We start from the raw sequence: 14,271 nt of genomic DNA, 5'->3' as shown, positions 1-14,271 counted from the left end.
TCACTCCATGAACTCGGCGGATCCGTCGCCCGCCATCGGTAGAGCACCGTACGCCCTTCTGCCGGGGTCCATGTTTGGGGCAGAGGGGCCGGGTACGAGCCACGACAGTGACCCTAATCGGGAGGTGAGGTCATGAGCATCCAACGCGGGAGCGACAAGCACGGCCCCCGTCTGGACGAGGAGCAGAAGCACGAGACCCAGGGCATCGTGCAGGGCGCGGGCAGCAGCCGGGCCGAGGAGTGGCGCGAGCCCGAGCCCACCCAGCAGCCGGAGGACGACCTGACCCCGCACCGGCGGCAGCCGCCCGGCCGCGAGCCCGGCACCCCCGCCGGGATCACCCCCGCCGACGTGGAGCGCCGCAGCAACCTGGCCAAGTGGCTGAGCGACGCCGGCTACCCCGCCGGGCCCGGCAAGCTGCTCGCCCACGCCGAGGAGCGCAACGCCCCCGACGCCGTGACGGACGCCGTGCGCCGCCTCCCGGACAGGGACTTCCGGAACGTCGGGGAGGTCGCCGAGGCGCTCGGACTGGGGTTGGAACGTCAGCGCTGGTAGGGAGGGCCGTTGAGACTCGATTTCATCCGGGGGCTCTACGACGGGCCCGGGCCGTTCGCCTCGGTGTACCTGGACACCGACCGGTCGTTGGAAGGGTCGGCCAACGTCGTCCAGCGGCGCTGGGCGGTGCTGCGCGAGCGGCTGGCCGTGGCCGGGGCCACCGCCGGCGTCCTGGAGGCGATCTCCGAGCTCGTGCTCGACCCGGCGCGCACCGCGCCCGGGCGGGCCGTGTTCGCCCGCGGCGGGCAGGTCGTGCTGACCGAGCCCCTGGCCGCGCCGCCGCGCCGCGAGACCGCCCGCTGGGCGCCGCTCCCCCACGTGGTGCCGCTGCTCGCCCAGCGCGGGGAACGGGTGCCCCACATCAGGGTGCTGGCCGACCACGCGGGGGCCGACGTGGTCGTGGTCGCCGGGGGCGGCCGGCGCGAGCTCACCGTCGAGGCCGCCGAGTGGCCGATGCAGAAGACGGGGCAGGGCGGCTGGTCGCAGTCGCGGTACGAGCGCGACGTCGAGGAGACCTGGCGCCGCAACGCGGTCGCGGTCGCGGAGGTCGTCGACAAGGAGGTCCACGGGACCGGCGCGGAGGTCGTCGTGCTCGCGGGCGACCCGAAGGCGCGCGGCCTGGTCGTCGACCGTCTGTGCAAGGAGACGCTGCGGCGGCTCGCGGTGGCCGAGCACGGCAGCCGGGCCGCGGGCGCCGCCCCCGGCCCGTTCGAGGCCGAGGTGGAGCGGGCGTGCGCCGCTTGGCTCGACCGGCGCCGCGACGAGCTGCTGGACGCCTTCGCCGGTGGGAACGCCGTGGCGGGGCTGCAGGAGACGGCGCGGGCCCTGCGGGAGCGGCGGGTGGGGACCGTGCTGCTGCGCGACGACCCCTCGTCCACGGCGACCGTGTGGGCCGGGCCGGAGCCCACCCACCTGTCCACCGATCGGGCCGACCTGCTGACGTGGGGGGTCGCGGAGCCCTTCGAGGAGCGGGCCGACGCCGCGCTGGCCCGGGCCGCCGCGATGACGGACGCCGAGATCCGGTTCGTCGACCACATCGACTCCCCGGACGGCGTGGGCGCCCTGCTCCGCTTCTGAGCGGCCCGTGCGGGGCCGTCAGGTCAGGATCAGCACCTCCAGCGTCCGGGGGCCGTGCACGCCCTCGACGCGGTTCAGCTCGATGTCGCTGGTCGCCGAGGGGCCGCTGATCCAGGTCTGCGGCCGTACCGGGTCCAGCCGGGCGAGGGCGTCCGGCACGCCGGGCGCGATCTGTCCGGCCCGCACCAGGCACAGGTGGTAGTCCGGCACGAGCGTGAGCGCCCGGCGGCCCTGCCCGGGGCCGGCGTCGAGCACGATCGTGCCGGTCTCCGCCACGGCGACCGCGCACGTGGTCACCACCCCGTCCACCGCGTCGAGCGCGGCCGCGGTCAGGGGCGGGTCGTCGGTGACCCACTGGACGTCCGGGGCGGTGAGCAGCGCCCGGGGGAAGCCGCCGGGCACGACGACCCGGCCGGCCCGGCGCTCGGCGAGGGACCGGGCGACCTGCTCCGCCGCCTCGGACTCGGGCAGGACGCGCACGACCGCCCGGTAGTCGCGCACCCGCTCGGCGAACAGGTCCACCGCGCCGTCCGCCGGCAGGGCCCCGGGCCCCCGGTAGCCGCGGGGGATCTCGGGGTCGGGCGCGCCGGCGACCGCCGCCCGCACCCGGGCCAGGACGCGTTCCCTGGAGCTCATCGGCGGCCTCCGTCCGTCCGGTTCCACCAGTCGCGGAAGGACTCCTCGGGGATCGGCGGGAGGTCCCGGGTGTCGGTCCAGCCTCCCAGGGGGCCGGGCAGCCGCCCGGGGGCGAGCTTTCTGAGCCTGCCGCCGAGCCGCTGCATGCGGGCGAGCCGGCCCGATCGCTCCAGGACCCATCCCGCCGCCGCCATGCCGGTCCGCTCGGCCAGATGGTGACGGCCCTTCCCCCGCAGCTCGACCAGGACGGAGGGGATGTCGATGGCCACCGGGCAGACCTCGTAGCAGGCGCCGCACAGCGAGGAGGCGTACGGCAGCGAGCGGTCGAGCTCCGACCCCATCCCGCGCAACTGCGGGGTGAGGATCGCCCCGATCGGCCCGGGGTAGACCGAGCCGTACGCGTGGCCGCCCACCCTCTCGTACACGGGGCAGACGTTGAGGCAGGCCGAGCAGCGGATGCAGCGCAGGGCCTGACGGCCGACCTCGTCGGCCAGCACGCCGGTCCGCCCGTTGTCGAGCAGGACGAGATGGAACTCCTGCCCCTCCGTGGCCCCCGTCCACATCGAGGTGTACGGGTTCATCCGCTCGCCCGTCGAGCTCCGCGGCAGGAGCTGGAGAAAGACCTCCAGGTCGCGCCAGGTGGGCACGAGCTTCTCGATACCCAGCACCGTGATCAGGGTCTCGGGCAGCGTGAGGCACATCCGGCCGTTGCCCTCGGACTCCAGCACCACCAGCGTGCCGGTCTCGGCGACCGCGAAGTTGGCCCCGGAGATCGCGACCCTGGTCGACAGGAACCGCTCCCGCAGGTGGAGGCGGGCCGCCTCGGCCAGCGCGGCCGGGTCGTCGGACAGGTCCTCCGGCGCCGGGCGTCCCCAGCCGGCCATCCTCCGGGTGAAGATCTCCCGGATCTCCGACCGGTTGCGGTGGATGGCCGGCACCAGGATGTGCGACGGCCAGTCGTCCCCGAGCTGCACGATCAGCTCGGCCAGATCGGTCTCGTACGCGGTGACGCCCTCGGCGAGCAGGGCCTCGTTGAGCCCGATCTCCTGGGTCGCCATCGACTTGACCTTGACGACCTCGGTCTCGCCGGTCGCCTTGACGATCCCCGCGACGATCCGGTTGGCCTCGGCCGCGTCGGCGGCCCAGTGGACGTGCCCGCCCGCCTTGGTGACGGCCTCCTCCAGCTGGATCAGGTAGGTGTCGAGGTGCCGCAGCGTGTGGTCCTTGATCTCCTTGCCCGCCCGGCGCAGCTCCGCCCAGTCGGGCAGCTCCGCCACCACGCCCGCCCGCCTGGCCCGGATCGTCCGGGTGGCCTTGCGGAGGTTGAACCGCAGCTGCGAGTCCCGCAGGGCTTTGGCCGCCCGCTCGGGGAAGCCCTCGTCCCCGGAGCGGGGCGCGGCGCCCGGCATGCCGAGGAAGGTGCGGCTCATCGGGCGGCTCCCGGACGCCGGGCGGACGCCGCCCGCTCGGCGCCGTCCCGTGTGGCGGCCTCGGTGGCGGCCTCGGTGGCGGCCAGGATCTCGGCCAGGTGCATCACCCGTACGCCGGTCCGCTGGCGGCCGAGCGTGCCGCCGATGTGCATGAGGCAGGAGTTGTCGGCGGCGCACAGGACCTCGGCGCCGGTGTCGAGCACGTTGCGCACCTTGTCGGCGCACATGGCCGCCGAGACGCCGGCGTTCTTCACCGCGAACGTGCCGCCGAAGCCGCAGCACTCCTCGGCGTTCGGCAGGGGGACCAGTTCCAGACCCCCGACCTGCCGCAGCAGGGCCAGCGGGCGGTCGCCGAGGTGCAGCCCGCGCAGGGAGTGGCACGTCGGGTGGTAGGTGACCCGGTGCGGGAAGTACGCCCCCACGTCCGTCACGCCGAGCACGTCGACGAGGAACTCGGTCAGCTCGTACGTCCGGGGCACCAGCTCGTCCACCGCCGCCCGCAGTCCCGGCGGCGCCTGCGGCCCTCCCGTCAGCCGGGGGTACTGCTCGCGCACCATCGCCGCGCAGGACCCCGAGGGCATCACCACGGCGTCGTACCCGTGGAAGGCGGCCACCGTCCGGCGGGCGAGCCGGGCGCCCTCGTCGCGGTACCCCGTGTTGACGTGCATCTGCCCGCAGCAGGTCTGCGCCATCGGGAAGTCCACGTCGACGCCCAGGCGGCGCAGCAGGGTCACGACCGCCCGGCCGGTCCCGGGGAACAACGTGTCGTTGACACAGGTGACGAACAGGGCGACCCGCACGAGCCCTCCCGCGAGTATGGTCAGACCAAATATGGTCAGACCATACAACGGACGCCGTCGCCCGCACCACGGGGCACCTGAGGAGCAGCAGATGACCGACAGCGACGGGGGGCGCCGCCCGCGCGCGTTCGAGGAGGTCCTGGCCCGCATCGAGGAGCGCATCCTGGCCGACGGGCTCACCGCGGGCGACCGCCTCCCGGGCGAGCGGCAGCTCGCCGAGCAGCTCAAGGTCGGCCGCTCGTCGGTGCGCGAGGCGCTGCGCGTGCTGGAGACGCTGGGCGTCGTCTCGTCGCAGGCGGGCCGGGGGCCGGACGCCGGGGCCGTGCTCACCTCGCGGCCCGGCAGCGCGCTCACCGACCTGGTCCGGCTGCACCTCGGCCTCGCCGCGCTCTCGATGCGCGAGGCGGTCGACACCCGGCTGATGATCGAGCAGTGGTCGGTCGTGCGGGCGGCGCGCTCGGGGGCGGGGCTGGAGGAGATGGCCCGCGCGCTCGCCGCGATGGACGAGGCCACGAGCCCCCATGCGTTCGTCGAGCACGACGTCGCGTTCCACCTGGCGATCACCGAGGCCTCGGGCAACCGCCTGACCGCCGCGATCATGCGCGCGCTCCGGGAGGCCGTGCACCGCTACGCGGTCGACGCGGTCGTACGGCTCGGCGACACCGGCGACCTGCAGGCCGACCACCGGCGGATCCACGCGGCCGTCCGGGACGGCGACGCGGCCGGGGCGGCCGACGCGATCGCCGACCACCTGGCCCGGGCCTACCCGCCTGGTCAGCCTGGCTAGAACGTGTTCTAATCTCGGTGTGGCTGACGATCTGAGACTCGGGCTCAACCTCGGGTACTGGCAGCGCGACCCCGTCGACGCCACCGACCTCGTCCTGACCGCCGAGCGGCTGGGCTACGAGTCGGTCTGGACGGCCGAGGCGTACGGCAGCGACGCCTTCACCCCCCTCTCCTGGTACGGCGCCCGCACCAGCAGGATCAAGCTCGGCACGAGCGTGGCCCAGATGTCGGCCCGCCCGCCGGTGACCACCGCGATGACCGCGATGACGCTCGACCATCTCACCGGCGGACGGCTGATGCTCGGCATCGGCGCGTCCGGGCCGCAGGTCGTCGAGGGCTGGTACGGCCAGCCGTTCGGGCGGCCGCTCGCGCGGACCCGCGAGTACGTGGAGATCATGCGGAAGGTCTGGCGGCGGGAGGAGCCGGTCACCTCCCCCGGCCCGCATCACCCGCTGCCGCTGCCCGGCGGGCTCGGCAAGCCGCTCAAGCTCATCACCCACCCCCTGCGCGCCGACATCCCCCTCTACCTGGGCGCCGAAGGACCCAAGAACGTCGCGCTGGCCACCGAGGTCGCGCAGGGCTGGCTCCCGCTGTTCGCGCACCCCGAGAAGATGCGGACGATGTACGGCGAGGCCCTCGCGGGCGCCGCCCCCGGCTTCGACATCGCGGCCATGGTCCTGGTCGTCGTCACCGACGACCTGCGGTCCGCGCTCGACGCGGTCAAGACCATGCTCACGCTGTACATCGGCGGCATGGGCGCGCGCACCCGCAACTTCCACGCCGACATCGTCGGCCGGATGGGGTACGCCGAGGCCGCGGAGCGGATCCAGGACCTCTACCTGGCCGGCCGCCGCGACGAGGCGTTCGCCGCGATCCCCGACGAGCTGGCCGACGGCATCGCGCTCCTCGGCCCGATCGGCCGCATCCGCGAGCGGCTCGACCTGTGGCGCAAGAGCCCCGTGACGAACCTGCTGGTGATGGGACCCCGCGACGAGCCGGCGCTCGCCGCGATCCGCGACCTCGTGCTGGGCTGAGCGGTCAGGCGACCCGATCCGCCCGGCTCTGCGCGTGCGCGCAGACGGCCCGCGCGAAGGCGCGGACCAGCGGGTGCGGCGGCCGCTCGGCCAGCTCCGGCTGGAAGAGCGTCAGCAGGTAGAAGGGGTGGCCGGGCAGCTCGGCCGCCCTCACCTCGCCCGCCTCGTCGTACCCGGTGAACCGCATGCCGTGGGACTCCAGGACGTCGAGGTAGGCCGGGTTGGGGCCGAAGGAGCAGAAGTAGCGCTCGACGGTCGTGTCCACGCCCGTGAGGCGCTCGAACAGCGAGCCGGGGACCGTCCGCACGGCCGCCTCGTGCCCCGCGAGCGAGCAGCTCAGCGGCTGGATCAGCGGGTCGGGCGCGGCCGGGTCGTTCTCCGCGTGCGCCGCCGCCAGGCCGCACACGTTCCTGGCGTACTCCAGCAGCGCGTGCTGGAAGCCCGCGCACGTGCCCAGGAGCGGGATCCCGCCCTCCCGGGCGGCGCGGGCCGCGTCGACGGCACCCCGCTCACTGCGGTACGGGCTGCCGGGCAGGATCCACACGCCGTCGAACCCGCTCAGCCCCGACGCCTCGTCGGTGGGGATCCAGTAGGCGTCGAGCGTGAGACCGTCCCGCTCACGCAGGGCGTCGAGGATCAGCGGGATCCGGGTGTGGGAGCGGACGCTGGGCGATCTGTCGCCGACCAGGGCGATGCGCGGTGCCATGCCGTCCATGCTGACGACGAGGCGAGGTAACCACAAATGATGATTTCTGCTCCGTCGATAAGCGATGCTGATGGACGTGGATCCGCATCTGCTGCGCACGTTCGTGACCGTGGTCCGCGAGGGGTCGTTCTCCGCCGCCGCCGACCGGCTCGGGTACACGCAGCCCGCGGTGTCCCAGCAGATCGCGGCGCTGGAGGCCGACCTCGGCGTCCCCCTGCTGCTGCGCCGCCCGGTCCGGCCGACGCGGGCGGGCGAGCGGCTGCTCGAGCACGCCGGTCCGCTCCTGCTGCGCCTGCGGGCCGCCCGGGCCGACGTCGCCCGGGTGGTGGCCGAGTCGCAGGTGGTCACCGTGGCCGCCTCGCCCCTGGCCGTCACCCCTGCCACTGCCGCGGCCCTGGCCAGGGCGGCCGCCGGCCCGGCCCCTGAGGGGTCCGCGGACAGCCCGGCCGCGGCGGGGACGGTCACCGTGCGGACGGCCGATGCCGGCGCGGCGGTGGCGCTGGCGGCGTCGGGCGAGGCTGACCTGGCTCTGGTGGACGGCCCCGCCGCGCCGAGCGACCCCCTCGCGCTGCCGGACGTGGGCCCGCTCACCTCCTCGGGCGTCGGCGAGGAGCCGCTGGTCGTGGTGCTCCCGGAGGGACACCCGCTGACCGGCCGTCCCGGGCTGCGGCTGGACGCGCTGGCCGACGCGCTGTGGGTGGACGCCCCGGGCGTGCTGCCGCTCGACCGGCTGCGCGCGGTGGCGCGGATCGACGGGTTCCGGACCGGGATGCGCTACGAGGGACACGACGTGGCGACGCTGGCCCGCCTGGCGGCCGCCGGGCACGGCCTCGCCCTGCTCCCCCGCTCGGCCGCGGCCTGCGGAGCCGTCGTGCCGCTGGCCTGGCCCCGGCTGGTCCACCGGATCGAGGTGCTGCACGGGTCCCTGCCCGACGGCCCGGCCCGGCGGGTCGTCCACGCCCTCACCGCCCGCTGACCTCCCGTACGGAGGATGGTCGTACTGCGCCGATCGACGGCTGATTAACGGAAGCGCGGACGGGATAGGACTCAGGCGTGACGAGCGCAGCCAGGGGGGACCGCATGCGGTCCCTCTCGTCTTCGGGGCCGTCGCCGGCGGTGGGCCGGGCGGCGGCGGGGGTCTACGCGACCCTGTCCGCTCAGGTCGTCGCGGTGGCGGCGCTGGCCGTCTTCGAGCAGGTCAGAGGCCGCCGGCTGGCCCGGCAGATCGCGTCGTTCGGCGCCGACCCGCACGCTCCCGGCGCCAACCTGGTCGTGGGCGCGGCGACGGTCTTCGCGGTGCTGATGATCGTCCTCGTGGCGGCGACGACGGCCGCGGCGCTGGCCTACCTCACGTGGCTGCGCCGCGTGCGCCCCGCGACCCCGGGAGTCGTGCTGGCGGCGGCCTGGCTCGTGCCGGGCGTCAACCTGGTGGCCCCTCCCGTCCTGGCCGACCGGGCCTGGCGCGACGCCGGCCCTGAGGGCGCCCCCGGTGATCGCGGCCGGTGGCTCGTGCTGCTCGCCTGCTGGTGGCTGAGCTGGCTCGCGGCGCTGTCCCTGCTGGTCGTGCGGCCGGAGCGGCTGAACGCGCTGACCGGGCTGGGGCTGCCCGAGCTCGCCGCCACGGCGGTCGCCGCCCTCCTGTGCGCGGCGACCGTGCGCGAGGTCACGGCCAGGCACGCGCCCGCCCTCCCGCCGCGCCGCGGGAGTGGCGGGAGGACGGCCACGCCGGGCGGAGGCGCCGGCAGGGGCTCCGTGGCGGAGCCGCCGTCCCGCGGCGGGCGGTACCGCGAGACGGCGGCGGCTCAGCGGCCGGAGGTGGGGCCCGAGCTTCCGGAGCTGGCGTGCCAGAGCCGGCGCTGGGGCTCCCCGGGCCGGCCGAGGAACCGGCCTTCGCGGGCGGCGGGCGGAGCGCCGTTGTCCGAGTAGGGCGACACGCGGAACCCGTTGCCGTACTCGATCGGCCGTCCGCCCACCCCGCCGCCGGGCGCGGGGGTCTCGCTCAGCGCGGCCCGGACCGCGTCGATCCCCTGGGTGCGCCACAGCCAGTCGAGGTCCACGAGGTTCCAGCAGTGCAGGGCGCGCAGCGAGACCGCCCTGCCCCCGGTGCGCCGGACCACGCCTCTGGCGACCAGCATCCACGAGCCGAAGACGGTCGCCGCCGTGTGCCCCTGCACCGACTCGAAGAACGTCAGGTCGACCGGGCCGGTCGAGTCGTCCAGGGTGGCGAAGATGACCCGCTGGCCCGACCGCACGGCGGGGGTCTGGGTGGCCACCTTGACCCCGGCCACCAGGATCTCGGCGCCGTTCCTGCACGTCAGCAGGCCCCTCGCCCGGGTCACGCCGATCGCGTCGAGCAGGTCGTCGTGGAAGGCCATCACGTGGCGGCTGACGTCCATGCCGAGGATCGCCAGCTCGGCCTCCACGGCCTCGGCCTCGGTCATCTCCGGCAGCTCCCCCGGCGTGACCCGGTCGGTGAACTCCATGGGCAGCTGGACGGCCGACCCCGCCGTCACGCCGGTCGCGGAGGCCCGCTCCAGCGCGCCGACCTGCGCGACCAGGTCGCGCCGCGTCAGCTCACCCGGCCGCCACCGCGGCTCCCCCGGCCGCAGCCCGTGCAGCGCGTCGAACCCGCCGACCTCCACGATCCGCTCCGCCACCGGCCGTGAGGGGCGGGCCCGCTCCCAGAAGTCGGAGAGTGAGGTGTAGGGCCGGCCCGCCACCATCCGGGCCACCTCGGCGTCGCTGATCCCCTTGACGGCCGAGAACGGCACGCGCAGGCCGTACCCCCGGCCGAGCTCGTCCACGCGCAGCTCGCCGGGCCGGCGCGGCGGCACCGGGCCGGTCCGCTCCACCAGCCAGCTCTCCCCCGAGCGGTTGACGTCCAGCGGCAGGATCTCCACGCCGCACTGGCGGGCCTCGTCGAGGATGACCCGGTTGGGGTACATGCCGGGCTCGTGGGTGAGCACGCCGGCGAAGAACGCCGCCGAGTGGTGCCGCTTCAGCCAGGCCGACTGGTAGGTGGGCAGCGCGAACGCCGCCGCGTGCGCCTTGCAGAACCCGAACCCGCCGAACGCGTCGAGCACGTGCCATGCCTGTTCCACCGTCGCCTCGGGGAAGCCCTTCTCCCGGGCGAGCGGGACGAACCAGGCGCGGACGGCCTCGCGGCCCTCCGGCGTGCCGAGGCCGCGGCGGGCCCGCTCCGCCTCCGACAGCCCGCACTCGGTCATGACGTCGATGACCTTGAGGACCTGCTCGTGGAAGACGACCACGCCGTTGGTCTCGCGCAGCGCCTCCCGGAGGCTCTCGTGCGGATACTGCGGCGCGCGGAAGCCGTGCCGGGTCTCCAGGTACGGCGTGACCATGTCGGAGTTGACCGGCCCCGGCCGGAACAGCGAGATGTCCACGATCAGGTCGTGCATGGTGCGGGGCTCCAGCTTCGCCACCAGCTCCCGCTGCCCGGGCGACTCGATCTGGAAGCACCCGAGCGTGCGGCTGACGCGGATGAGGTCGTAGGTCTCGGCGTCGTCGTGCGGCACCGCGTCGAGGTCGATCCGCCGGCCGTCGACCCGCTCGATCTCCTGGAGGGAGTAGGCCAGCGCGGACTGCATGCGCACGCCGAGGACGTCGAGCTTGAGCAGCCCCGCCTCCTCGACGTCGTCCTTGTCGAACTGCGACATCGGGAAGTCGAGCAGGCTCCGCTCGACCGGCGTGCGCTCGCGGAGCGAGGAGTTGCCGACCAGCACGCCGCAGGGGTGCAGGGCGATGTGCCGGGGCAGCCCGTCGAGCCGTTCGGCCAGCCGGAACACGGCCTGCAGCGACCGGTCGTTCAGCCCGCTGTCCCGCAGCTCGGGCAGGTCGGACAGCGCGGCCCTGATCTGCTTGGCCCGCACCTGCGGGAACGCCTTGGCGATGACGTCGATCTCGTGCGGCGGCAGGCCCATCGCCGACCCGACGTCCCGGATGGCGCTGCGGGCGCGGTAGGTCTCCATCATCGAGACGCACGCCACGCGGGCCTCGCCGTACCGGTCGAGGATGGCCCGATAGCAGTCGAGCCGGCGGGCGGACTCGACGTCGATGTCGATGTCGGGCAGCCCCCGGCGGCCCTCGGACAGGAAGCGCTCCATCAGCAGGCCGTGGTCCAGCGGGTTCACCTCGCCGATGCCGATCAGGTAGTTCACCAGGCACCCCGCGCCCGAGCCTCGGATCGCGCAGCGGACGCCCAGCGAGCGGATCATGTCGGTGATCCCGGAGACCGCCACGAAGTATCCGGACAGCCGCTTCCTCTCGATCACCGCGAGCTCGGCGGCCAGGCGGTCCCGCGCCTCGCGCGACCGGTCCAGGCCACGCCGGCCGAGCCCGTCCTCGCACCTGCGCCTCAGCAGCGGGACCGGGTCGGCGTCCGTCTCGGGCAGGTGGAGCCGGGGGTCGACGGGATCGAGGAGGGGGACGACCGCGACGGGGTCGAGCGCGCACCGCTCCGCGACGCGGCGGGTCTCGGCCAGCAGCCGCTCCGCGCGGCCGGAGTCGCCGCCGCAGATCCGGGCGGCGATCCGGGCCATCTCGGCGCCGTCCTTCAGGTACGCGTGGGCCGTCGGGTGGTCCAGGTGCCGTCCGTCGAGGGGCACGAGCTTGCGGGCCGCGTCGAGCACGTCGCCCACCTGGTGGTCGGCGGCGTCCAGGTAGCGGACCGCGTTGGTCAGCACGACCGGCACGCCCATCGAGTCGGCGAGCCCCGCCATGCGCGCGGCGATGTTCGCGTCGCGGTAGCCGAACAGGTCGGCGACCTCGATCACGAGGTCGGGCACGACCGAGCGCCACGCGGCCAGCAGGGAGCGGGCCTGGTCGTCCCGCCGCTCGGCGACGGCCCGCCCGACGCCCGAACGGGGGCCGAGCATGACCACGAGCAGCGGCTCGCCGTCCGGGCCGGTCGCGTGCTCGGCCACCATCCCCGGCGTGACGTACGGCTCGCCGCGCTCCCCGGCGTGGTGGGCGGCCGTCACGAGGCGGCACAGGGCCCCCCAGCCGCCGGAGCGGGCCAGCACGACGATCCGCGGGGGGTCGCCCCGCCTGCCGCGGCTCGCGGGGCCGCCGTCGAGCGCGAGGTCGACGCCGACGATGGGGGCCAGGCCCGTGCCGTGGCAGGCCCGGATGTGCTTGATCGCGCCGTACAGGCCGTCCCTGTCGGTCAGCGCCAGCGCGTCCATGCCGTGCTCGGCCGCCCGGCGGACCAGGGCCTCGGGGAACGCCGTGCCGTACCGCAGCGAGAAGGCGGACGCGGTGTGCAGGTGTGTGAACGACGCCATCAGCCCGGCCTCCCCTCCGCGCGGACCGTCTCCGCCGCGCGTGCCGGCCCGCCCGCGGCGGCGGGAACCTGGAGCGTTCCCATCAATCCCATGCCCTCAGCAGGAGCCAGCCGTCGCCGGCCGTGTCGAAGCGCAGTTCGTACGTGCCGACCTGCCTGCCCGAGGCGGCCTCCACGCGCCAGAAGCGCCGCTCACCGGGATCGGCGTCGGAGGTCTTCCACCACTCGCGGGCGACGACCCAGTGGTCCTGCACCTCGCGGACGGCGTAGAGGCGGTCGCGCCAGACGAACTGAGCGGGCTGACCGTCCCGGACCCACACCTCGATCGGTTCGCCGTAAAGTCTGCTCAAGGCCCCTTCTCCCTTGTGGCTGCGTGGCCACCCGGGGGAAGACGGGCGGATAATTCGGTCAGAATTGCCGCTACTTCGAACATACGTTCCCAGCAGCCCGAACGCAAGTTCCGAGTCCCATCCGGACGCAACCGTCCTCCAAACGACTCACAACCGCGTGCCGCGACGATCCCGGCAGACGGACGAACCCGCGTCCGCCTGCACGGAAGGGATGAGGCGATGGCGGTTGACACGCAGGTACGGCCCGCGATCTTCGTGGGTCAGGAGCGGATGAGGCCGGCCCCGGCCCCGGATCTCGCCCGGTGGGAGCGCGACCTGATCGAGCGGCTCGCGCTCGACCGCGCGTACGACATCGAGGCGTGCCCCGACCTGCACCCGGACGAGACCATCAGCGGCTCGGGTGACGGCTGGGACGACTGCGACTACATGCCGGCCCGAGGCTAGTGAGGGGGTCGCGCTCATGCGTGTCCAGGAGAAGGCCGTGCGCATCGGCGTCGTCACGCATGAGCGCGACCTGCACGCCCACGCGGTGAAGGCGGAGCTCGAGCGCCGTCACCCGGCGACCGTCCACATCTTCGAGAGCGACCGCTTCGGCCGCGAGCCCGGTCTCAGCTGGTCTCCCCAGGGGCTCGTCCGCCCCGTGTTCCCCGCCGCCGACGGGACGGCCGTGGATCTCGGCACCGCCGACGTCATCTGGTTCCGGCGACTCGGCAACCCCCGCACCTCGGCCAATCCCGAGGTGACCGACCCCGTCGACCGCGAGCTCATCGACGTCGACACCGCCACCGCCGCGCTGGGCATGCTGCTGTCCGAGTTCAGGGGCCGGTGGGTCGACCACCCCGGGTCGTTCTGGGACGCGCAGAACAAGATCGTCCAGCTCCGCGCGGCCCATGATCTCGGGGTGCGGATCCCGCGGACGCTGGTGAGCCAGTCGCCGGAGCGGGTGCGCGAGTTCTGCGCCGCCCATCCGGGAGCCGTCGTCAAGGCCGTCCACGGGGTGATGCGGGCTCCGGTCGCCACGGCGACGGTGAGCGAGGAGCTGCTCGCCGGCGACGCGTCCATCCGCCTGTGCCCGGCCATCTACCAGGAGTTCGTCCCCGGACGGCGGCACGTCCGCGCGCAGGTCTTCGGGGACCGCGTGCTGGCCGCGCTCCTGGAGTCCGACGACCTTGACTGGCGGCCGAACCTCGACATCCCGGCGCAGGAGCACCGGTTGCCGGGCCGCGTCGAGGACGACCTCCTGACGATCCTGCGGCGGCTGAACCTGCGGATGGGGATCTTCGACCTCAAGCTCACGGACGAGGGCGAGTACGTCTGGCTGGAGCTCAACCCGCAGGGCCAGTGGCTCTTCGTCGAAGGCATGACGGGGCTGCCGCTGATCGAGGCGTTCTGCGACTTCCTCTACGGCGAAGCCGCCGGATGAACCGGAGGGTGCTGTCGCTGTTCCGGCCGTACGCCGGGCGGGTGCTCCTGATCACCGGCCTGATCGGGCTCTCGGCCGGCCTCGGCACGGCGGTCCCCTTCCTGACCCGCGCTATGGTGGACCAGGGCCTGCTGGCGCCCGGCGGGCCGCGGGCCGGGCTGCTCGCGGCCCTGCT

Annotated in this window: 13 protein-coding genes; 7 read left to right on the top strand and 6 right to left on the bottom strand. The window is 74.5% G+C overall.

Annotated features, from left to right (window positions below; genetic code table 11):
* Nucleotides 1-132 precede the first annotated feature (132 nt).
* A complete protein-coding gene (locus tag MPTA5024_RS34085) occupies nucleotides 133-552 on the top strand; it encodes a DUF2795 domain-containing protein (RefSeq protein ID WP_036331877.1) in 420 nt (139 codons plus the stop codon).
* A 9-nt stretch (nucleotides 553-561) separates the two neighbouring features.
* Entirely contained in the window at nucleotides 562-1,629 is a 1,068-nt protein-coding gene (locus MPTA5024_RS34080; protein ID WP_036331876.1) for a baeRF2 domain-containing protein, read from the top strand.
* An 18-nt stretch (nucleotides 1,630-1,647) separates the two neighbouring features.
* On the opposite strand, the gene MPTA5024_RS34075 is transcribed toward MPTA5024_RS34080, so the two are convergent.
* The 3 genes from MPTA5024_RS34075 to MPTA5024_RS34065 are packed head-to-tail and all read right to left on the bottom strand — an operon-like array spanning nucleotide 1,648 to nucleotide 4,495.
* On the bottom strand, nucleotides 1,648-2,265 hold the full coding sequence (locus tag MPTA5024_RS34075; protein WP_036332180.1) for a LutC/YkgG family protein: 618 nt from the start codon (nucleotides 2,263-2,265) through the stop codon (nucleotides 1,648-1,650).
* Nucleotides 2,262-3,695 (bottom strand): lactate utilization protein B, encoded by a 1,434-nt coding sequence (locus tag MPTA5024_RS34070; protein ID WP_036331875.1) that lies wholly within the window; start codon nucleotides 3,693-3,695, stop codon nucleotides 2,262-2,264. Before MPTA5024_RS34070 ends, MPTA5024_RS34075 begins: the two co-directional genes overlap by 4 nt.
* The gene (locus tag MPTA5024_RS34065) at nucleotides 3,692-4,495 is read right to left on the bottom strand and encodes a (Fe-S)-binding protein (RefSeq protein WP_051458995.1); all 804 of its coding nucleotides are present in this window, start codon (nucleotides 4,493-4,495) and stop codon (nucleotides 3,692-3,694) included. Before MPTA5024_RS34065 ends, MPTA5024_RS34070 begins: the two co-directional genes overlap by 4 nt.
* Nucleotides 4,496-4,586: 91 nt before the next feature.
* On the opposite strand from MPTA5024_RS34065, the gene MPTA5024_RS34060 reads away from it, so the two are divergent.
* A complete protein-coding gene (locus MPTA5024_RS34060; RefSeq protein ID WP_036331874.1) occupies nucleotides 4,587-5,282 on the top strand; it encodes a FadR/GntR family transcriptional regulator in 696 nt (231 codons plus the stop codon).
* Nucleotides 5,283-5,301: 19 nt separating this feature from the next.
* Entirely contained in the window at nucleotides 5,302-6,315 is a 1,014-nt protein-coding gene (locus MPTA5024_RS34055) for an LLM class F420-dependent oxidoreductase (protein ID WP_036331870.1), read from the top strand.
* 4 nt (nucleotides 6,316-6,319) lie between these two features.
* Here MPTA5024_RS34055 and MPTA5024_RS34050 read toward each other — a convergent pair whose 3' ends face one another.
* Complete coding sequence (locus MPTA5024_RS34050) at nucleotides 6,320-7,021, bottom strand: CTP synthase C-terminal region-related (seleno)protein (RefSeq protein ID WP_198167550.1); 702 nt, start codon at nucleotides 7,019-7,021, stop codon at nucleotides 6,320-6,322.
* 76 nt (nucleotides 7,022-7,097) lie between these two features.
* Between MPTA5024_RS34050 and MPTA5024_RS34045 the strand changes: the two genes are divergently transcribed.
* The gene (locus tag MPTA5024_RS34045; RefSeq protein WP_036332178.1) at nucleotides 7,098-7,997 is read left to right on the top strand and encodes a LysR family transcriptional regulator; all 900 of its coding nucleotides are present in this window, start codon (nucleotides 7,098-7,100) and stop codon (nucleotides 7,995-7,997) included.
* Between the two features lie 826 nt (nucleotides 7,998-8,823).
* Here MPTA5024_RS34045 and MPTA5024_RS34035 read toward each other — a convergent pair.
* Together MPTA5024_RS34035 and MPTA5024_RS34030 are read right to left on the bottom strand one after the other, a co-directional pair.
* Nucleotides 8,824-12,324, bottom strand: a complete 3,501-nt coding sequence (locus tag MPTA5024_RS34035; protein WP_036331862.1) for a DNA polymerase III subunit alpha — start codon at nucleotides 12,322-12,324, stop codon at nucleotides 8,824-8,826.
* An 82-nt stretch (nucleotides 12,325-12,406) separates the two neighbouring features.
* Nucleotides 12,407-12,673: a DUF6504 family protein gene (locus MPTA5024_RS34030; protein WP_036331860.1), complete on the bottom strand. Its 267-nt coding sequence runs from the start codon at nucleotides 12,671-12,673 to the stop codon at nucleotides 12,407-12,409.
* Nucleotides 12,674-12,892: 219 nt separating this feature from the next.
* On the opposite strand from MPTA5024_RS34030, the gene MPTA5024_RS34025 reads away from it, so the two are divergent.
* Together MPTA5024_RS34025 and MPTA5024_RS34020 are read left to right on the top strand one after the other, a co-directional pair.
* Nucleotides 12,893-13,117 (top strand): hypothetical protein, encoded by a 225-nt coding sequence (locus MPTA5024_RS34025; protein ID WP_036331858.1) that lies wholly within the window; start codon nucleotides 12,893-12,895, stop codon nucleotides 13,115-13,117.
* A 16-nt stretch (nucleotides 13,118-13,133) separates the two neighbouring features.
* Nucleotides 13,134-14,096 (top strand): ATP-grasp domain-containing protein, encoded by a 963-nt coding sequence (locus MPTA5024_RS34020; protein WP_051458993.1) that lies wholly within the window; start codon nucleotides 13,134-13,136, stop codon nucleotides 14,094-14,096.
* Nucleotides 14,097-14,271: the final 175 nt, after the last annotated feature.

It is taken from the genome of Microbispora sp. ATCC PTA-5024 (assembly GCF_000511135.2).
GTDB classification, from domain to species: Bacteria; Actinomycetota; Actinomycetes; order Streptosporangiales; family Streptosporangiaceae; genus Microbispora; species Microbispora corallina.
The sequence above is the reverse complement of the archived record's forward strand: the minus strand, read 5'-3'. Positions and strand labels throughout refer to the sequence as shown.

What these genes read in the sequence shown, in the direction of transcription:
- MPTA5024_RS34020 (WP_051458993.1), top strand. Translation starts at nt 13,134, where the DNA reads ATGCGTGTCCAGGAGAAGGCCGTGCGCATCGGCGTCGTCACGCATGAG.
- MPTA5024_RS34050 (WP_198167550.1), bottom strand. Translation starts at nt 7,021, where the DNA reads ATGGCACCGCGCATCGCCCTGGTCGGCGACAGATCGCCCAGCGTCCGC.
- MPTA5024_RS34060 (WP_036331874.1), top strand. Translation starts at nt 4,587, where the DNA reads ATGACCGACAGCGACGGGGGGCGCCGCCCGCGCGCGTTCGAGGAGGTC.
- MPTA5024_RS34035 (WP_036331862.1), bottom strand. Translation starts at nt 12,324, where the DNA reads ATGGCGTCGTTCACACACCTGCACACCGCGTCCGCCTTCTCGCTGCGG.
- MPTA5024_RS34085 (WP_036331877.1), top strand. Translation starts at nt 133, where the DNA reads ATGAGCATCCAACGCGGGAGCGACAAGCACGGCCCCCGTCTGGACGAG.
- MPTA5024_RS34025 (WP_036331858.1), top strand. Translation starts at nt 12,893, where the DNA reads ATGGCGGTTGACACGCAGGTACGGCCCGCGATCTTCGTGGGTCAGGAG.
- MPTA5024_RS34075 (WP_036332180.1), bottom strand. Translation starts at nt 2,265, where the DNA reads ATGAGCTCCAGGGAACGCGTCCTGGCCCGGGTGCGGGCGGCGGTCGCC.
- MPTA5024_RS34070 (WP_036331875.1), bottom strand. Translation starts at nt 3,695, where the DNA reads ATGAGCCGCACCTTCCTCGGCATGCCGGGCGCCGCGCCCCGCTCCGGG.